Annotated in this window: 19 protein-coding genes and 1 tRNA gene; 8 read left to right on the forward strand and 12 right to left on the reverse strand. The window is 33.7% G+C overall.

Going from position 1 to position 20538, the window contains the following annotated elements:
• Both C0J27_RS01815 and C0J27_RS05665 read left to right on the forward strand, forming a co-directional pair.
• Window positions 1-498: a hypothetical protein gene (locus tag C0J27_RS01815; protein ID WP_115585496.1), complete on the forward strand. Its 498-nt coding sequence runs from the start codon at window positions 1-3 to the stop codon at window positions 496-498.
• A gap of 527 nt (window positions 499-1025) precedes the next feature.
• Entirely contained in the window at window positions 1026-1775 is a 750-nt protein-coding gene (locus C0J27_RS05665) for a hypothetical protein (RefSeq protein WP_162801728.1), read from the forward strand.
• A gap of 17 nt (window positions 1776-1792) precedes the next feature.
• On the opposite strand, the gene C0J27_RS01835 is transcribed toward C0J27_RS05665, so the two are convergent.
• The 5 genes from C0J27_RS01835 to ffh form a co-directional block, all read right to left on the reverse strand.
• Window positions 1793-2176, reverse strand: coding sequence for a hypothetical protein (locus C0J27_RS01835; protein WP_115585500.1), 384 nt, complete (start codon window positions 2174-2176; stop codon window positions 1793-1795).
• A 78-nt stretch (window positions 2177-2254) separates the two neighbouring features.
• On the reverse strand, window positions 2255-2635 hold the full coding sequence (rplS, locus tag C0J27_RS01840; RefSeq protein ID WP_115586204.1) for a 50S ribosomal protein L19: 381 nt from the start codon (window positions 2633-2635) through the stop codon (window positions 2255-2257).
• Between the two features lie 145 nt (window positions 2636-2780).
• On the reverse strand, window positions 2781-4082 hold the full coding sequence (gene trmD, locus C0J27_RS01845; protein ID WP_115585501.1) for a tRNA (guanosine(37)-N1)-methyltransferase TrmD: 1302 nt from the start codon (window positions 4080-4082) through the stop codon (window positions 2781-2783).
• A gap of 9 nt (window positions 4083-4091) precedes the next feature.
• Complete coding sequence (rpsP, locus tag C0J27_RS01850; protein ID WP_115585502.1) at window positions 4092-4415, reverse strand: 30S ribosomal protein S16; 324 nt, start codon at window positions 4413-4415, stop codon at window positions 4092-4094.
• A gap of 20 nt (window positions 4416-4435) precedes the next feature.
• Entirely contained in the window at window positions 4436-5761 is a 1326-nt protein-coding gene (gene ffh, locus C0J27_RS01855; RefSeq protein WP_115585503.1) for a signal recognition particle protein, read from the reverse strand.
• A gap of 198 nt (window positions 5762-5959) precedes the next feature.
• Between ffh and hflX the strand changes: the two genes are divergently transcribed.
• Entirely contained in the window at window positions 5960-7069 is a 1110-nt protein-coding gene (gene hflX / locus C0J27_RS01860; RefSeq protein WP_115585504.1) for a GTPase HflX, read from the forward strand.
• 77 nt (window positions 7070-7146) lie between these two features.
• Window positions 7147-9420, forward strand: a complete 2274-nt coding sequence (locus tag C0J27_RS01865; protein ID WP_115585505.1) for an ATP-dependent helicase — start codon at window positions 7147-7149, stop codon at window positions 9418-9420.
• A gap of 64 nt (window positions 9421-9484) precedes the next feature.
• Here C0J27_RS01865 and C0J27_RS01870 read toward each other — a convergent pair whose 3' ends face one another.
• Together C0J27_RS01870 and trpS are read right to left on the reverse strand one after the other, a co-directional pair.
• Entirely contained in the window at window positions 9485-10825 is a 1341-nt protein-coding gene (locus C0J27_RS01870; protein WP_115585506.1) for a hypothetical protein, read from the reverse strand.
• Window positions 10826-11216: 391 nt separating this feature from the next.
• Complete coding sequence (gene trpS / locus C0J27_RS01875; RefSeq protein ID WP_115585507.1) at window positions 11217-12221, reverse strand: tryptophan--tRNA ligase; 1005 nt, start codon at window positions 12219-12221, stop codon at window positions 11217-11219.
• Window positions 12222-12328: 107 nt separating this feature from the next.
• On the opposite strand from trpS, the gene C0J27_RS01880 reads away from it, so the two are divergent.
• The 4 genes from C0J27_RS01880 to C0J27_RS01895 are packed head-to-tail and all read left to right on the forward strand — an operon-like array spanning window position 12329 to window position 15490.
• Complete coding sequence (locus C0J27_RS01880) at window positions 12329-13201, forward strand: hypothetical protein (RefSeq protein WP_115585508.1); 873 nt, start codon at window positions 12329-12331, stop codon at window positions 13199-13201.
• A complete protein-coding gene (locus C0J27_RS01885) occupies window positions 13155-13532 on the forward strand; it encodes a YbbR-like domain-containing protein (protein ID WP_115585509.1) in 378 nt (125 codons plus the stop codon). The genes C0J27_RS01880 and C0J27_RS01885 overlap by 47 nt, the downstream gene beginning before the upstream one ends.
• A 4-nt stretch (window positions 13533-13536) precedes the next feature.
• Window positions 13537-14841, forward strand: coding sequence for a phosphohexomutase domain-containing protein (locus C0J27_RS01890; RefSeq protein ID WP_115585510.1), 1305 nt, complete (start codon window positions 13537-13539; stop codon window positions 14839-14841).
• Between the two features lie 7 nt (window positions 14842-14848).
• Complete coding sequence (locus C0J27_RS01895; protein ID WP_115585511.1) at window positions 14849-15490, forward strand: DUF502 domain-containing protein; 642 nt, start codon at window positions 14849-14851, stop codon at window positions 15488-15490.
• A 73-nt stretch (window positions 15491-15563) separates the two neighbouring features.
• On the opposite strand, the gene C0J27_RS01900 is transcribed toward C0J27_RS01895, so the two are convergent.
• The 5 genes from C0J27_RS01900 to C0J27_RS01920 form a co-directional block, all read right to left on the reverse strand.
• Window positions 15564-16646, reverse strand: a complete 1083-nt coding sequence (locus tag C0J27_RS01900; RefSeq protein ID WP_115585512.1) for an ankyrin repeat domain-containing protein — start codon at window positions 16644-16646, stop codon at window positions 15564-15566.
• 358 nt (window positions 16647-17004) lie between these two features.
• Window positions 17005-17961 (reverse strand): hypothetical protein, encoded by a 957-nt coding sequence (locus tag C0J27_RS01905; protein WP_115585513.1) that lies wholly within the window; start codon window positions 17959-17961, stop codon window positions 17005-17007.
• Between the two features lie 54 nt (window positions 17962-18015).
• The gene (locus C0J27_RS01910) at window positions 18016-20100 is read right to left on the reverse strand and encodes a polyribonucleotide nucleotidyltransferase (RefSeq protein ID WP_115585514.1); all 2085 of its coding nucleotides are present in this window, start codon (window positions 20098-20100) and stop codon (window positions 18016-18018) included.
• A gap of 7 nt (window positions 20101-20107) precedes the next feature.
• Complete coding sequence (gene rpsO, locus C0J27_RS01915) at window positions 20108-20374, reverse strand: 30S ribosomal protein S15 (RefSeq protein ID WP_115585515.1); 267 nt, start codon at window positions 20372-20374, stop codon at window positions 20108-20110.
• Between the two features lie 80 nt (window positions 20375-20454).
• Window positions 20455-20529, reverse strand: a tRNA-Val gene (locus C0J27_RS01920).
• Window positions 20530-20538 lie beyond the last annotated feature (9 nt).

A 20538-nucleotide genomic window follows, 5' to 3' on the forward strand; every position in this document is an offset into this window, starting at 1 on the left:
ATGAACAAGAAACTAATCATGCTCAGTTGTTTAACATTACTGACATCGTACGTGCATGCTGGATATGGTGGTGGTTTTGCAACAGGCGCAATTTTAGGCACTGGAATTACATTAGCAGCAACCTCTGGTTCTCGTAATGCAAATCGTGATCCTTATTACGAAGTTGATCGAGAGCGCGCTCGCCAAGAAGCTCGAGAAATACGAGAAGAAACTCGCCAAAAAAAAGAAGAAGATGCACGTAAAAGAAAACAAGCAAAAAGAGACGCTGAATTAGAACGAAAACTTGAGCAAAAAAGAGATCATCTTGCTCGATCAAGAGGTTACCAACGACCAAAAAGTCATGACGATGTAATTATTAAAAAACCTACCGTAGTTAAAAATAGAACAATAATAGATGCGACTGAATCTAACCTGAATGAACAACGAGAACGTCAAATTAAAAAATTACAGCTCGAAGTAAAAAAATTAGAATTAGAGCAATTACAAGCTGATGCATAAATTCTTGCATATATTTATTGTAAATTAATGAGGAAGTCGTGAGTATGTCACTTCTTCCTCTAATACAATCGTATATAAATTTTGATATATTCTCTTTTATATTGATTAACAAATAATTTTATAAGCATCAAGCAATATAAATAATTCAATTTCTTTTTGGTACAATGTATTTAAAAAAGTATCAATGCTGTATAATTACAGGCTTTGTATTTCAAGTAGACTTGTCAATGTCCTCAGTTTCCAATGTGTTACCACAAATTTTCTTTAAATTTTATTTCACAGTCAATGTCCCTATCTAAAACTGATGGGCATACCAACTTTAGTATTTTAAAATTTTATCTTACATGCTATTTGCAAGCAAAACAAACTAAAAAAAACTTAAAAACAAATTTTCAAGTTTTTTCTATTATACTAAATCCAACAAAAAAAAGGTTCTAGCTGAATGCTTTTTGCTTTTTATTGATTTATCCGGTTTCAATTTGTCATAATATATGTAATAAAGTTACACTCAATAAAAAGGAGGTATTATGAATAAAAAATTATTAATTATAGCATTTGCACTTTTTACTCTTGATATAAGTATAGATGCACGAGGTGGCGGCGGCGGTGGTCGTAGTATGGGCGGCGGCGGTGGCCGTAGCATGGGTGGCGGCGGTGGCCGTAGCATGGGTGGCGGCGGTGGCCGTAGCATGGGTGGCGGCGGTGGCCGTAGCATGGGTGGCGGCGGTGGTCGTAGCGGAGGCTCAAACGCAGGCAGAAGTAGTGGAAGTGGTGGCAGAAGCACAAGCAAAGGCTCAATGGGCGGACGCACTGGAGGGTCAAGTAGTGGTGCAAGTAGAAGTGGTCGCAGCGCAGGCAGTAGCTCTTCTGTCAATAGATCGGGTACTGGTGGGAGTAGAAGTAGCGGAAGTAGAAGCGGCAGCAGTTCAAGTAGCAGTAGTAGCTCATCTTCTTCTCATACTAACAACTATTACGGCGGCGGTGGTTATGGCGGCTATGGATACGGCGGTTATGGCGTTGGGATGGGACTTGCAACAGGCGCTCTTCTTGGAACAACAGTAGCTTTAGCTGCTACAAGTGGTGGAAGCAATAATAACTCTGCACCTCAAACTAATCCCGTAGACCAAGCTACAGCGGAACAAATAAGATATGAAACAAAAAGAAAACAGGCTGAAGATGAAGCAAATGAACATGCAAGTGATGCTGAACACGAAGCAAGAATCAAACAATTAGAGCAAGAAATTGCCCAGCTTCAAGCCGAACAATACGGAGTCTAGTAAAAAAAGAAAGGTGCTTAGGCACCTTTCTTACATAAATAAATAGTTAATTTATTTTCTGAAATCAAAATTGAGCAAATTTGAGTCGGTTTTGTATAGTACAGTAATCTATCTTGTGCATGAGACTCTGCTAACAATTCCCAACCACAACGTTCCATTTGTTGTTGATAAAAATCAGCTAATTCTTGAGATGGCATCATAGTTGTATAAAATAGCTGAACTTGGTCATGCTCATCAGGCACAGTTTCAATAGACTGTAAAGTAACTAAAAATGGAGTATCTGGCAAATCTGAATATTTTGCCAAAATTTCTTTTTGTTGAAAATTTTCAATATATACAGGTTTTTTTATTCCACAACCAGCACAAAGCATGAAAAAAAATAAATAAAAAATATAGCTCATGAAGCCTCATTCTTGAAATCAAAATATGCACAAAATAATAAAGGCCACTTACATGAAGTGACCTTTATTATATAAAAACTACTTTACTTCAGAAATCTCTTGAGAAGCTCTTGAACGTAAATCCTTAACAGGACGAATTTTTCTTTGAATTTTTTCTTTAACTCGAGCAGCTCTACCAACGCGATCACGTAGATAATACAGTTTTGCACGGCGAACTTGAGCTTTTGTAACAACTTTAATTGATTCAATCATTGGTGCATAGAAAGGGAAAATTCTTTCAACAGCGATGCCGTTTGCGCCAATTTTTCTTACCGTGAAAGTTGATGAAGCACCTTTTTTGTGCTGAGCAATCAAGTTTCCTTCGAAAATTTGAATTCGTCTTTTATTACCTTCTTCTACCCATTGAGAAACCGCAAGAATGTCACCGATACATAATTGAGGAAAATTTCTCTCATACATACCAAGCGAATTAATTGTTTCTTTGGTAAAGCCTTTTGCTATCATACAAATATCCTTAAACCATCTATATTTTTATATCTTAAATCTTAACTTAACGCTTTATTTTAGTATACTTCAAAAATTTCAACCTGCCAAATCAAGTTTTTCACTTTTGTAAAGCAACTCCCAACCATTTATCAAGAATAATAGCCACAGCAGACCGAACTGATAAATGATTAAAATCATAATAACTTTGCAATGGAGGTAACATATAATCACATCTTTGTAATAATTTTTCCGACATACCAGACCCTGTTCCAAAAAGAAAGAGAACCGGTCTATCATGTTGCCATACAATTTCTTGATCAAAATATGTTATTGCTTGCTGAGCATCTTGTTGACGAGCTGACGTTCCAATGATCAAAGGTTTTTTACCTTCTTTCTTTTCGATTGCCATAATTACATCATCAAGTTCATTTTCAAGCCTGACCGATAACACTGCATGATGTCTTTTATTATTATAATCACCACCAATCTTTTCATCCACCCAAAAGCTCAACATCTTTTGTACCATTTTTTGTTGATCTTTTAAATTCGTAACAACAAAAAAGTTTTTTAGGCCATACGTGGTGCTGGATCGAGCAATATCATGAATATCAATGGATGTCACGGATGTAGGTCCTATACGGCCCTCTTTTAACATCATATCATTATGCATTAAAGCAACATAATGGTGAGGAATATATTTTTTAACTAGCGTACGCTCAGCTTGAGTTGTTGAAACTGATCGCAACCAATTAAAATGTTTTTTAACCGTTAGCTGTGCCGCTTGCTCTTGACGCCAAGATTCAATGGCAGCGTGATTTCCAGATCTTATTATTTCTGGAACAGTCACACCTTTCCATACAATCGGTCTTGTATATTCAGGATAATCGACAAAAGCTCCAGAAAAAGAATCTAATTGAACAGACTCTTCTTTTCCAACAATTCCAGGAACAAATCGTAACAAACCTTCAATGAGTAACATTGCAGGAATATCTCCGCCCATAACAACGAAATTTCCAACAGATACAAGCTCATCTGCATAGTGACTTTCAACTCGAGCATCCAAACCTTCGTAACGACTTGCAATCAACATAATATGTTTTTGATCTTTAATTCGTTCATACAGCTCTTGTAATCGAGGTTGCGTCATTACTTTACCCTGAGGAGATAAAATAATTTTGTACGCAGTCCCTAGCGCAGTCTCACCTGCAGTAACTGCTTGATCAATAATCTCTGGTTTAATTAACATTCCGGCATTATGCCCAAATGTAGTATCATCAACGCGACTTTTTGGCGGAGCGTATGATAAAAGATTATTGGTATGACAAGAAACAAGCCCTTTTTCTTGAGCTTTTTTTATTAAGCTTGCATCAAAAAAGGGTTTATAAAGTTCTGGAAATAGTGTTAGAACCGAGATGTTCATGAATAAGTACTACTTTGAATCTTGAGCAGGAGCAGCTTTTTTTGCTACTTTAGCTTTTGGAGCAACAGCATTATCTACAACAACTGCTGGTGCTGCTTGTTTATTTTTAATTTTTTGCAAGCGTTTAACAGAATCAGTTACAATTGCACCAACAGAAACCCAATGTTGAATACGTTCTTCATGCCATTGAACAATCGTTTTAGTTAACGGATTGTATGTACCAAGATTTTCTAGATATTCACCATCACGTTTTTTTCTAGAATCTACAGCAACAATTCTGTATACAGGAGCGTGTTTTTTACCGATACGAGTAAAGCGTATTTTTACAGCCATTCAAAAACCCTTGAATTTGGTTAATTAAAATATTTTTTTTTCTTTAAAAGCTTAACAAATTGTTGGCTTTGTTCAAATCTCTGCAACAATTGAGCTACATCAGCGATAGAAACTCCAGCACCTTTGGCAACTCTTTGCTTACGAGAATTATCTAAAATCTTCGGATACAACTTCTCTTTTTTCGTCATTGATCCGATTATTGCTCGAAATTTTTTCATTTCTTTTTCACTCTGCTCTATCTGAGCACTTGATATATTCAAGTTAGCCATACCAGGCAAATATTTAATCATACTTGATATAGAACCAAGTCTATTTGCCATAGACAACTGTTTTGAAAAATCCTCAAGTGTCATATGACCTGAGCGAAAACTACTCTCTAGACTATATTTTTCATCTTTTTCAATTTTTTCTTCTGCATTTTCTACTAATGTTAAAATATCTCCCATACCAAGCATTCTTTTAGCAATACGCTCAGGACGGAAAATTTCTAAATTATCAATTTTTTCACCAGTACCCATAAAAAGAACTGGTTTTTTTAATGCATAGCGAAATGAAAAAGCAACGCCCGCACGAGCATCACTGTCCATTTTTGATAAAATCGCATAATCAAATTTAATACGATCTTGAAATGATTGAGCTACAGACAAAGACTCTTGTCCTATCATAGCGTCAACAACTAAAAATTTATACTTAGGTTTAATAACTTTTTGAATTTCATCAAGCTCAGTCATCATCTGTTCATCAACGTGTAATCTACCTGCTGTGTCAAATAATAGGATCTCATAACCATGCTGCTTTGAATAGTTTACAATTTCTTGTGATGCTTTAATAGGATCAGTTGCAACTGCTCTATAAAAATCAATTCCTGCTTGTTGTGCTAATATTTCTAATTGATCAATAGCAGCTGGACGGTAAAAATCAACTGATGCGCATAATATTTTTCTAGTTTTACCACGTTTTTTAGCCTGATTTGAAATAAATACAGCTAATTTACCAATTGAAGTTGTTTTACCAGAACCTTGCAATCCAATCATCATAATGGTAGATGGAATCTGAAATGTAAATGATTCTTGTAAATATTCACCCCCAAGAAAAGCTAAAAGCTTATCATAAACAACTTTAACGAACTGTTCGCCAGGTCGTAATGAACTTACAATTTTTTGTCCAATAACTTCTTTTTTAATATCTGCTATAAATTCATGAGAAAGTTCATATGGAACATCTGATTCCAATAAAGAATCTTTAATTTTCTGAATAGACTCATCTATATTTTTTTCAGTTAACTTGCCGTAACCAGTCAATGATGAAAAAATAGACGAAAAACTTTTCGATAAAAATTCAAACATATAGCCCTTATAATTTTGCAATTGAGATAGAATGAAATCTGTTATGAGAAAACACCTTGACTTTTATTATAACAAAAATAAAAATTTGCACAAAATATCTGATAAAACAATCTTTCTTTATTATGTTATTTCATATAAAATTATAATAAATGTGGATGATACAAAAATTAAATCTCCTAAAAAATAACGGGTAATCACATGGCAAAAAGTCAAAACGCATTAACCGATAACAACGTCAAAGTTCTTCTAATTGGAGTTCAAGCACCCGACAATCATACCCAAGACATTCAATCTTATTACAAAGAATTTATAAGCCTTGCAGAAACTCTTGGAGTTAGTGACTACGAAACAACTTTTGTAAAATTACGATCTTACGATAATAAATATTTTTTCACGCAAGGTAAACTTGAAGAATTAAAAGCTATTTATGACAAAAGTGAAGCAACAGAAATCATTATTTCTGAAAAACTAAATGGTCAACAAGAGCGTAACTTACAAGATTATTTTGAATGCAGAATTTTTGACAGAACTCGCTTAATCTTAGCAATTTTTGAAAAAGCAGCAATTTCTGCAGCAGGAAAACTTCAAGTTGAAATTGCACAACTTGAATTATTAAAAACTCGTCTTGCCGGTCATGGTATTCATCTTGAGCAACAAGCAGGATCTATTGGCGTAAAAGGGCCTGGCGAAACTTTAAAAGAAGAAACTTCTCGTCACCTTGAACGTTTAGTTTTAACTGCAAAGAAAAAAATTGCTCAACTTGATAAAGTACGCGACACGCAACGTAAACGTCGTCTTGATCATGAACTTGATCATGTGTGTCTTATTGGGTATACCAATGCTGGTAAATCATCAATTTTAAACATGTTAACCAATAGTGATGTGTTAGCAGAAGATAAACTGTTTGCAACATTAGATACAACAACTCGTCAGCTGTATATTAACCATAAAAAATGTGGTCTGATTTCTGATACTGTTGGATTTATACAAAATCTGCCTCATCAGCTTATTGATTCATTTAAATCTACACTTTCAGAACTTAACTATGCAGATCTTTTACTGCAAGTTGTTGATATTTCTGATGCAAATTGGAAATCACACATTAAAGTTGTTCTTACAACCTTAAAAGAACTTAAAGTAAATAAAGATATGCTCTTTGTTTTTAACAAATCAGATCTTTTGACACCTGAAGAATTGCAAAAACGTATCGATGAATTTGATATTTTTGCACCATATGTTGTCGTTAACAGCTTGAGCAAAGAAGGTTTAGAGCCACTTGCTAACTACATTGCATCGCGCAGAGCATAACAAACATACATTCTGGTGAGGATCTAGGTCCTCACCATCTTTTTTTAAACCAAAAAATTTCACGGAGGCGATCTCCTATGTTTCATGACAAATTAGAACAATTTCAAACGTTTTTACAAACTCAATTAAATGAGCAACAAAGAAAAGCAGTTGAAAAGACTGAAGGATCTTTACTTGTTATAGCAGGTGCTGGCTCGGGAAAAACACGAGTGATTACCGCTCGCATTACCAATTTAATTTTGCAACATAACGTTAATCCACGCTCTATAGTTGCGCTGACGTTTACTAATAAAGCTGCAAAAGAAATGCAAGAACGAGTTGCTCACTTTTTACAAGATCATACCCAATTGCCAACCGTTGCAACATTTCACTCATACTGTTTACAACTTTTAAAGACTCACCAACGACTGCTTCCTTTTGAAAATTTTGCAATTATGGATTCTGCCGATCAACAAAAATTACTGCAATCTATTTTAAAAAAGCATGAGCTGGAAAAACGAGTTAACTTAAAACAGATTCTTTATACCATATCATCGTATAAAAATAGAAACGCACTTGGTACTCAATTTGATGATGCAGACAGTGCAAGCATTTATCGATTCACCGAAATCTACAATGCCTATGAACAAGAAAAACGTTTAAGCAAATGTTTAGATTTTGATGACTTATTAGTCTATGCACTTCGTTTATTTCAAGAAAACAAAGAGTTTAAAGCTCGTTTTCAATCATTAGTTCGCCATATTTTAGTCGATGAGTATCAAGATACCAACACGATTCAAAATGAACTTTTACGACAAATGTCACTTGATGCAAACCAAAAATTAACAATAGATTCTATTTGTGCTGTTGGCGATGAAGATCAATCAATTTATTCATGGCGCGGTGCTACGATCGAAAACATCTTAAAGTTTAATAAAGACTTTGGGCCAACTGAAACCATAAAAATTGAACAAAATTATCGATCAACCCAGCATATTTTAGATATTGCAAATAAAGTAATTTCTAATAACACATCAAGAAATCATAAAAATTTATGGTCAGATAAAAAAGAGTTTCAAAAAACGATTGTTTTTGAGTGCAATTCTGAATTTCAAGAAGCAGATACCATATCAGCTCTTATTCAAACCGTAAAGCAATATGAATCATTAAAATCAGTTGCTATTTTGTATCGCACACACTATCAGTCGCGAGTATTAGAAGAAGCGATGATTAAAGCATCTATTCCCTACAAAATTATTGGCGGCATTCAATTCTACGAACGAAAAGAAATTAAAGACCTTCTAGCCTACCTACGACTTGCTTATAATCCATTTGATCGTATTTCTTTTTCACGTGTTATTAACTGCCCTGCTCGAGGCCTTGGTCAAAAATTTGAAGAAGAGTTTGATGAGTTGTGGAATGCAAATCCATTTAGTCATGCATTTGACATTGCACAGATCATGCTTAAAGAAAAAATGACGGCAACCAAACATAATGCATTAAGTCTTTTTAGACAGTTATTTATTACGATGCCTGACAATGTAACTCCCTTGCAAGCAGTTAAAATCATCATCGAAAAAACTCATTACATTGATTACCTTGAAGATAATTTTGAAAAAGCTGAAGCTCAGACAAAAAAAGAAAACATTCAAGAATTTTTACGTGCGTTAAACCATTTTCAGGACGAAGGCATTATCACGATTTCACAACTTTTAGATGAAATTACGTTAATGCAAGATCGCTTGAAGGCGCAAGATCAAGAAAAAGATTATGTTCACATGATGACCTTGCATAGCGCAAAAGGCCTAGAATTTGACACAATTGTGCTACCTGGTATAGAAGATGGTATTCTTCCAAGCACGCCGTCGATTAACGAAAGTAATGTAGAAGAAGAGCGACGACTATTTTATGTTGGAATAACAAGAGCATGCAAACGACTCTTAATAACTTATTGCAAAACTCGTAGCACCTATGGACAAACCAACATACAAGTACCTTCTCGATTCCTTGATGAAATACCAACAGATTTGATCATAGAGCAACAAGCAACCTACTGGTCACCAAGTCAGTGTAAAACATATTTTACGCAATGGATAAAAGGAAATAGCCCTATTGCAATTGCTTCTGATCACGTGCAGACATATTCTTACAATAAACCGCTATCTTTTTCTCCGTCATGGGGATCTCCGGTTAAAAAAGAAAAATTAGAACAAACTGGCGGATTTAAACGTATGCAATCGATCCAGCACAAAACATTTGGTCTTGGTATTGTGCATGAAGTCGAAGTCAAAGGTGCAATTACGATTGTCACTGTACGTTTTAATACGCATGGTATGAAAAAAATTGATAGTAAATTTTTACAAATAATTTAAAAATAAAAAGCGGGATATTACAATTGTATGTAATATCCCGCTTTAAAAAATAAATACCTAAATTTTAATCAAGCTCTATCATTTCTACCATTGTACCATTAGTTATATCAATTGGAGTGCTTTTTTTAACTACTTCATTTTGATTATCCGATGAAATTTTTGCAAGCACATTGAATGCCGCAAACTGTGCACGAGACTTAATAGTGTTAAATCCAAATGGTTTAATTGTCTCTTGTTTTTGAAGTGACTGCATGTTTGTATGCATAGCCTGAAAATTTTCTTTATTTTCTTCATGTATACTCATTTGCAACATTGCATTTGCAACTATTAATTTTTCCATTCTATCAAAATCTCTACCAAACTGATCCTGTAATAATTGAATTGCTTGCTCTGCATCACCTTTAAAATTCTGTAAACATTCTTTTAAACGTTCAGCTTCTTTTTCATTTATTTTTAATGCCGCAACAAGAGTATCTAATTTTACATCCATGCGGCCAACAGTTGTTGTTAAAGCTGCAATATTTGCTTTTACCTCTACCCCATTTGTTTCTAAGTTTTCAACGCCAATTTGTATTCTATCTAAACAAACGCGCTGGTTAACCTGCGCAAGCTGTACTCTACCAATAGCTTTATGAATTCCTAGTGAATTAAATGTTTGACCAATTGTCCCATTTGATTGTTTAATTGCTTTAATTTTATCAATTAAGATATCACGACTATTTTTATCATACATCCAACTTGTATACAATTGAGATACTGCAATAGCTGTTCCTGCTCCTAAAGCACATACTGCTGCTGTAGTTACTAATTTTTGCTGAGTATTATCACTTAACTGAATTTTATCAACCCCAGCAGGAAGATTAATCGTAACATTCGTCGATGTTTTTGGTAGGAACTGTAATGCAGTAATACCTGTTAAAGCACCTGCTCCAGCATACAACGATGATCTCCAGCTTTGTGGCAGCACAAGATTTTTAATAAATGAAAAGCTGCCTGCAATCATTCCATATTTTTCAATTTGCCATGAAGCATCTATGTTTTTAGATTGCATTAAAACATCTGCTAATTGAGCTAAGTTATCCATCTCAATTTTTGATACTTTAATTAAATCTTGAAATGAACTGTCAGACAATGACGCCTGTTGCTCGAGTGTCAAATCAGTGTACGTATCTAATAAATGATTATATTTATTAATTTGATTTTGTTGGGTTGAAAGAGCTGATTGCAACTCTTTCATGTGCTGATCATGATCAGCATAACCATCTAACTTATGACACAATTGTGAAATAGGTGTAAGATCAATTGGCTGTAATTCATTTTGTAAAGATGGTGTATACAAAGAAGAACATGCTTGGCCTGAGTATAAACTCATCAAAATGATACAATATATATTTTTTAAATTCATTTTTAAGTCCTTGTTTTTACGCATAAAGTATTTTATATACTTCATTCTATATGCTATTAACTATAAATAGTTTGCATGACAAGGTCAAAAGCCGAGCCTCATTCTTTGCTTTTTCACATAATAAAAACAACGAATCATGACACTTGTTGCCCATAAATAATCTTGGTATCATCATGAATCGTTTGCCATAGTAATTTACATTGCTTGAGCAATTATTCAGTTACGTATGTTGAAATTATACATGTATAAAATGGTTTAGAGAATTTTTCTATCCGTTCTTAATATAGTTTAATGTAAGATGTAAATAGCTAAGACGTAACAGAACCTCGTAAGATTTATTGTTCTTGCAAGGTTCTGTTCGATCAATTAAAAAATCGTATATAAGTCTTAATTATTCATAATTCAAATGCATTGCTTTTCGCACTTCATCCATTGTTTTTTGTGCAACCAGACGAACTTGCTGTGTTCCTTCTAAAAGTATTTGCATAACTGCATCTTTATTTTTAGCTAATTCTGCTCGTTTTAATCGAATTGGTGTTAACAGATCGTTTAATACCTGAAAGAGGTACATTTTAAGTTTCACATCACCAAGCCCACCTTGACGATACTGATGTTTTAACTCAGCAACTTTTTCTTTATTGGTATCAAAAACATCTAAATACTCAAAAACCATATTGCCTTCAATTTGTCCTGGATCTTCAACTCGTAAATGGCCTGGATCGGTATACATACTCATAACTTTTTTCTTAAGCGTATCAGCATCGTCTGAAAGATAAATTGCATTTCCTAATGATTTACTCATCTTAGCTTTCCCATCAAGACCTGCTAATCGTCCAACCTTAGAAACAAGTGCTTTAGCTTCAGGAAAAACCTCTTTGCCATAAATTCTATTAAATGATCGAACAATTTCATTGGTTTGCTCTATCATTGGTAACTGATCTTCACCGACTGGAATAATAGTTCCTTTAACAATCGTAATATCTGCAGCTTGGCTGACTGGATACATCAAGAATCCTGCTGGAACAGTTTCTCCGTAACTCTTGCTTTGCATCTCAGCTTTTACCGTTGGATTTCGTTGCAGGCGATTTACCGTCACCAAATTAAGATATAAAACTGTCAATTCAGCAATTTCAGGAATCATTGACTGTACAAAAATTGTTGTTTTCTTAGGATCTATACCAACTGATAAATAATCCAGCAACACTTCCATCACGTTATCACGAACTTTTTGAGGATTGTCCGCATTGTCCGTTAAAGCCTGTAAATCGGCAATCATAATATACTGTTTATATTGGTCCTGTAATGTCACTCTGTTTAAAAGAGATCCAACATAATGACCTAAATGCAAGGGCCCTGTAGGTCTATCACCAGTTAAAATTATATCTTCAAATTTCATATAAAAACCTTACTTACTTTAAATTTTTATTTACAATCTTCGTTTCTTGCGCTACGAATGTACAAAGCAGTATGATGCAAAGCTTGAAAAATCAAAAAAGGAATATCATGATTTCACTTGAATCAATAGTTCATTTTGCAAACAACTATCTACAGATCTACTCACTTGTTGATATTGTAGAAATTACATTTTTCATCATAGCTACATTTAAAATATCATCTTGGCTCAATAAAGACTACACAAAACCACTTCTCTTGTATTTTTATTCTTATTTTGCAATTTTGTTTTGTTCATTCTTTTTCCAATTAACAACCGTTTACCATCTTATGCTTGTCACAGCTCCAATCTATTTTGTCTTGCTTGTTGTGCACCATCAAAAAAATTTACAGAAAAATTTTATTCTCTCAAAAAACAAACCATTAACACCTGCAAAAGTAATTCATAAAGAATGGCTTGAAACTTTAATTCGATCATGCCTGATAGCTTCACACCATAAAAAAAATGTAACCTGTGTTATTGAACAATCAGACTCTCTTGAGTCCCTTATTAACAAACCCTTTACTATTGATATTCCTATTCAAAAACATATTATAGATATGCTTTTGGAAAGCATTTCTTACAATGATACAAAGTTAATTCTTGTTGATCGACATGGCACCATTATGAGTATTAATGCTTCATGGTCAGATCTTGTTATCAATGAATGTATTTTCAACCAAGTCAGCGAACAGCAGCTTCCCAAAGAGTATGCTAAAATTATTACTGCAAAAACAGATGCAATCTTAATTCATATTAACAGCGAAATTCAACATAATTTCATAGGCCATCAAGGAAGGATTGTTGAAAATATGACGGTTGATCAAGCATTAAAACTTATGAAAAATTTACTTCACAAAAAAGATACTGAAACATCATTACTTAAAGGAATCAACCTTGATCAAAGCAAATCTGCTTCTTTCAGCTCCTTTTATAAAGATTAATGCTTGTATTATTGGTTATGGAATTTGGATTATTTTTAGTCAATCACAAGTTATTACTCATACCATCCAAGTTCCTGTCTGCTTTTATAAAATAGCAGAGAATCAAGAAATTATAGCACCTGATATGATTAACATTATCATTTCAGCTCAACGTAAAATATTGCAAAAATTTGATGCTTACAACAGCGCAATTCATCTTGATGCATCGATACTTGATCTGGGTAATAATCATATTATGCTTGGAAAAGAAAATCTTTTTTTACCTGATGAAATTAACCTGGTAAACTTAATCCCGTCACACCTACAAATTCAATTACAAAAAACTGAGTAATCTTATGAAACATATTTTTGGAACCGATGGTATTCGTGATAAAATTCATCATGGAGCGCTAGCTCAAGAAAATTTACGTCAACTTGGTCATGCAATTGGACAATGGGCCGCTCATAATTTTGAAAAACGTGTGAAAATTTTAATAGGATCTGACACACGGTCATCGTGCAATTCAATCTTGCAAGAATTATCAAAAAGTCTTTTGCAATATAATATAGAACTTTGCAATGGTGATATTATTCCAACGCCAGTTGTTTGCAAGTTGGTTCGTGAGGAAGATTTTGATTTAGGAATTATTATATCTGCATCACATAATTCTGCAGAATATAATGGTATTAAAATTGTGAAAAAAAATTCAAAATTATCAGCTTTTACAGAAGGCGCAATTACGCAACTGTATCATCATGAAATTTTCATTGATCAACCAACTGTAAATACCTTACAACCATATGATCAAGCAAGCCAATTGTATGAAATTTTCATTACTGCATGGTTTGAATCAGACTTTTTAGAAAATAAAAAAATCGTTATTGATTGTGCTCACGGAGCAACATATAAACTTGCACCAAAAATATTTGAACATTTTAATGCACAAGTTATTACGATTAATAACAATCCTGATGGATACAATATAAATTTACAATCAGGATCAACACATCCAGAAACTATTTCTGCTGCAGTATTGCAACACCAAGCTGATTGGGGTATTGCTTTTGATGGTGATGGAGACCGCGTATTGCTTGTGGATAAGGATGGTAATACCTATGATGGTGATGATATCTTAACGGTGCTTTCTGAACATGCTTTATTTAAAAAATCCTCAGTTGTTGGAACTATCATGAGTAACCAAGCACTTGGTAAGCATTTACAACAAAAAAATAAAGTGTTTTTCAGAGCTTCTGTTGGCGATAAACAGGTATACACGATGATGCAGCAATACCATGCTATGATTGGTGGCGAACCATCTGGTCATATTATTGTAGAACCTTTTTCATTTGCTGGTGATGGAATATTCACCTCTCTTTTATTTCTTGATACGATCATAAAAGAAAATATAAAATTACCGCTGCTACAAAAATTTGCACAAGTTTCAACTCAGATTAAAGTAACTGAAAAACGTGATTTAACAGAATACGTATATGCATCGATTATTAAAAAATATGAAGAAATGGTACAACCAGGCAGATTGATTATTCGTTATTCAGGAACTGAACCAGTATTAAGAATTATGGTAGAAAGTGATACCCAAGAGAAATCTATGATGATTTCATCTCAATTACAAAATGAATTACAAAATCTTCTAGGATAAAACGATTATGGTCAAATTTTATTACCTAAAAAAGCTCTATAAACAGTTTAAAAAATTGTTTATAAAAGGTCTTATTTTCATATTGCCAATCGCAATAACTGTTTCATTGTTCAACTTTTGCTTTAACTTAATTATAAGCTGGTTAGTGCCACTACGACGCCTTCATGTACCTATGTTAGAAGCTATTCCTTATTATGAAATATTGGTAGTTGTACTATTTATTGTGGCTGTTGGTCTTTTTTTACAAGCATTTATCTTAAAGCCAATTATTCAATTTGTTGAAGATATTTTTGGAAAAATACCTTTAATTCGTACCGTATACTTTGGAACAAAGCAATTAATAGCTGCTTTTTCAGGACAAGAAAAATCGAGCTTTAAAGATGTTGTGTACGTTGAATTTCCTCGGCCAGGAATTTATAGCCTTGGATTTTTAACAAGTGAAGTGCAGCCAGAAATCGCTCCTGACACAAATCAAACCTATTACAATATTTACATTCCAACAACACCAAATCCAACGACTGGTTTTTTTGTTATTTTAACTCGAGACCAATTTAAACATGCAAATATATCACGACAAGATGCTGTAGCATTAATTATTTCGGGTGGAATTTTACAACCTGGAAAAGCTAAAGAAGTCGATAAAGACTAATAAATTAAATTACCTAATCTTACAAAATAAAAAGAGCAGTCATCTTACAAGAGCTGCTCTTTTTATTTTATATTTAAGGTCTTACTTCTGCGTGAGCTACTGGATATTGAGTTCCACCCAATTCATTATTTGGATATCCAATAGCAGTCGGAATCTCATCTGTAAATGTATTAGATACTATCGAATAAGCATCCACTTCATCTAAATAACTTTTGATTGCAAGTCGTTTTTGATTTTCGGGATCTTCTTGTAGTTTAATATTTGCAAATTCAATTGATGATTGGCCACACATATTTTGCTTATTTACATCAGCTCCATTAGTTACTAATAGCTTTACCATTGACAAAGATTCATTGGCAATTGCATCATGCAAAGGCGTTGCATTATATCCTAAATCTATATCGGCGCCAGCATTGAGCAATAATGTAACAATGTCGAATTTATCATCGCCAGCTGCTATTTGTAGCATCCCAAACATGTTAAGATCTAAACATGCTTCTTCATCTAAATATGCTTCTTGTGGCATCATTAAAATGTTAGGATTTCCACCTTCTTCTACATATGCTTTAAGCGCCCCATTATCATTAAGCAATCTATCAAACTGTATTTTAGGTATACTATTCACTGGCCATTTTCCAGTTTGTTGAAAAGATAAATTTTCTAAAATTTTTTTAATTTCAAGCCGATTAAGATCATTTGCATGCATACTAGATTGAGTTATTGCCAAATCAATTGCTGTTTGACATTGCAAATCTCCTTTGTAAATATTTGCTCCATGTTCTACTAATAATTTTACCATGTCAAGAGATTTGCTTTTAATTGCAGCATGTAAAGGACTGCTATAATAACCAATTATTTTTTTAGTTCCATCACCTGGGTACAATGGTTGTGCTAAATTGACATCTGCGCCAGCAGATATCAGACGAGTGACTATTTCAAAATTGTTTTTATAAACAAAACGTCCTAATAAATTATAAATATTAGGGTTTCCACCGCCATCTAAATATGCTTTAACTACATCATCATCATTAACAAAGCTCTTAAACTGTTCATCAGGCATAAAAATTGGTGTCAATGCTTGAGAAGCGAAAATTAAACTTCCTTTAATGCACACACAAACGATAATCATTAATTCTAGTTTTTTAATTAATTTCATTATAAACTTCCCTTATTGTTAAATTTCAATTTAAATTAAGATAATTATAATAACAATGCATTTAATTTCATAAAGAAATCGACAGTCGTGATAATAATTACTCAAATTTACCAACAGGAGGATTCCTTCTTGCTTAACTTAAAACAATTTTAAACAAGCAAATATATTACACCTAGTTGCGTTCTATGAACCAAATTTAAAAGTAGTATAAAAACCTATAATTTCGCTGTGCTCATCTCAGGATGCAGTAGTAGCAAGGATCACTACACGCTTTTTTATTTCAAAAAAGAAGAAGACACAGGAATTTTCATAGAAACCGCAGGGCAAAATTACATAATAAAAGATCTGCTCTTTTTAGTTACTTAAATTTATTACCAAAGAATTTGATATACAACTTATCTATTTCATAACTATTACCACCATTTTTTAAAGCTATATCAATCTGATACATAGCTTGATGAAAACCTTGTAATTCGCAAGGCTGATACATTTTATATGTCTGCTTTAAAAATGAAAATGGTAACCCAAAGCTAACTTGCTTTGCAGCGGCATAATTTTCTGAATTTGTGAATCGAATAAAGAAATATGCTCGATAGACTTGATCAGACCAATAAGAAACCCAAAACATATCTGAGTACAATGGTTTAATCTGTAGCCACAATTTAAAAAAGTCTTTTTCTTTTTTTTCAAAAAAAAGCTGACTTAACGTAAATAATGACGTGTCAGTTGTTACAAGTCGTGCTACCCAGGATTGATAAAAAATTCTTGAATCAGTTCCAAGTAAATCTTGATAGTTTTTAAGTAAAAATAATTCATCTAATGAGTAACTATTTTTAAGCTTGTATATTTGAGTTAAGAAAAATAGTATCTTCTTCGATTGTTCAAGATCAGACGTCGACCATAAGAGCTTTGCATCATCAAAAAAATATCTATCCTTGATTGTGACTAAAGAAATATGCTTTTGTTGCTCTAACGATGTTTTTGTATCAAAAAAAGCTATAATTGTATGCGGGCCTTGATAGCTCATGCAATATTTAATAATATCATCTTTTTGTTTTAACTTTAAAGCAGATGCATCAGCAATCCAATACACACAACTCATTCCTAAAAATGATGTTGATAACTGTGATTTAAAGTTAAAATCATTGGACTGAATATCAATCATTTTCACATCGCATGATACTTGTGATTTTAATGAATCAAAAAATTGAGTAAAAAAAAGATGCGGATACACAGCGCCTTGAATAAGGATAACTGATACTTCATCATTTTCTATAAGAGATGGTGCTTTTTTTATAAATTGGGAAAGTTCCATGAGAACCTAGATATAGAAAAAGGAGCATAGGTTATATGCTCCTTTTTTTAGTTTTTATGCTGTTAAACCTAAGCGAATTTTGCCGCTTTCTTTTTCATATTCAAGAACAACAACTTTGATTTTGCTTCCGACTGGATAATATTTATCCATTTCGTTTTGCTTATCGCGAGCTATTTTTGAAATATGTACCAGACCAGCTTTACCTGGAGCAATATCAACAAATAAACCAAATTCAGCTATACGAGCTATTTCGCCATCAAGAACCATTCCTTGATCAACTTGATCAGCAAGTATTTTAACCCAAAGGATAGCTAAATCGATGCCTTCTTTGTTTTTGCCATAGATGTTAACATCTGAGCCTTCAATGTCAATTGTTGTGCCAGTTTTTTCAATAATTTCTTTAATTATTTTTCCACCAGAACCAATAACACCACCAACTTTATTTGGATCAATCGAGATAGAATAGAAACGCGGAACCAATGGAGACATTTCTTTGCTTGGTTCAGACATAACTTTGCTCATTTCACCAAGAATATGTAAACGAGCTTGCTTTGCCTGTTCTAATGCTTTTGCAAATACAGAACGTGGTAAACCACCTTTATATTTGATATCCATCTGAATCGCATTAATGCCTTCTGTTGTACCAGCAACTTTAAAATCCATTAAACCTAATGAATCTTCAAATCCAGTAATATCAGTAATAGCTTGGAATATTCCAGGTTGTCCTTCTAAAAGACCCATGGCAATACCAGCAACCATTCCTTTAATTGGAACACCCGCATTCATTAATGCCATAGTTGTTCCACACACAGTAGCCATTGAACTTGAACCGTTAGATTCTAAAATATCTGAAATCACTCGTGTTGTATAAGGGAATTCTACTTTAGTTGGCATAACACGTGCAATTGCTGACTGAGCAAGATGTCCATGACCAATTTCTCTGCGGCCTGGACCGCGTAAAGGTTTAACTTCACCAGTAGAAAATGGAGGGAAGTTGTAATGAAGCATGAAACTTGATTCAACTGGATCATCACTCATAATATCATCAGTTTTTTGAGCATCTTTACCACTACCAAGCGTAACACTCACTAAAGCTTGTGTTTGACCTCGTTGGAATAAAGAAGAACCATGCACTGACGATAAGAAACCAACTTCTGTTGAAATTTCACGTACTTTATCAAAAGGTCTTCCATCAACTCGTTTGCCACGACGAACAATTTCAGTTGCAATTTTTTGCTCTAAAATTGTATCAATAACAAAATTAAGTTCTAATTTACCATGCAACAAAGCAATAGCTTCTGCATGTAAAAGATGGAAATCTTCAAATATCGATTTAATCGCTGCGCTTAAATCTTCTTTTTTAGGTCCAGCATTAAAAATTCTATCAATAACATCTGCTGTAATAAATTCAGTTGCTCGTGCGCTCCACACATGCCAATCAATGTGGTTAGATTCAGAAGTAGATTTAACAACTTGCAATTCTTTTGCAATTTCTTGCTGCCATACAACTTGCTTACGAATAACATCATGTGCTAAAAAGAATGCTTCAATCATTTCATTTTCAGAAATACCTGCAGCCGATCCTTCAACCATGCAAATACCATCATAGGTACCAGCGATAATTAATTTAACATCAGATAAAATGTCTTCATCTGCAGTTGGATCCATAATCCATTGGCCATTAATTCGACCAACTTGAACAGCACCTACTGGCTCTAAGAAAGGAACTCGTGATATTGTCAATGCAATTGATGTCCCTATAAGCGCCAATACTGCTGATGGAGCATTTCTATCAACTGAATACACTGTTGATAGAGCTTGCACTGAGTTAAAGAAGTACGTTGGAAATAAAGGACGTATAGAACGGTCAATTAAACGAGCCGTCAAAACTTCTTTATCAGATGATCGACCTTCTCGCTTTAAATATCCACCAGGAATTTTACCCCCTGCTGAAAACAGTTCGCGATAATCTACCATTAATGGTAAAAATCCAGGAAAATCCTTCGATTCAGCCATAACAACAGTTGTTAAAATCGCTGTACCGCCTTTTCTCAACCAAGCAGAACCGTCTGCTTGTTGCGCCATCTTGCCAATTTCTACTTCTAGGCCAAGCTCATCTAATCTAAAAGTTTTTTTCATACGTATCTTACTTTCTTAAGTTCAATCTCTTTAATAGATCTTGATATAATTCTTTGTTTGTTTTTTGCAAATATTTCAAATGCGCTTTACGGTACGAAACTTTTTGCAAAAGACCACGACGTGATGAGTAATCTTTATGATTTAATTTACAATGTCCTTGTAGATCATTGATTTCTGCAGTTAAAACAGCAACTTGCACTGCTGAAGAACCTGTATCGTTGCTTGACATTTGGAAGTCTGTAATTATTTTTTTCTTGTCGATCGAAGTTAACATGTTTTTATAACCTACGTGATAACATTATTTATACTTAATTTACTATTCTACTATATAGCTTAACACTATTTTTAATATTATGGTAGGCGCGAGCGGAATTGAACCGCTGGCCCTTGCTACGTCAAAGCAATGCTCTACCCCTGAGCTACGCGCCTACACCACTT

Origin of the sequence: Candidatus Chromulinivorax destructor (assembly GCF_003366055.1) — a bacterium.
Lineage (GTDB): Bacteria > Babelota > Babeliae > Babelales > Chromulinivoraceae > Chromulinivorax > Chromulinivorax destructor.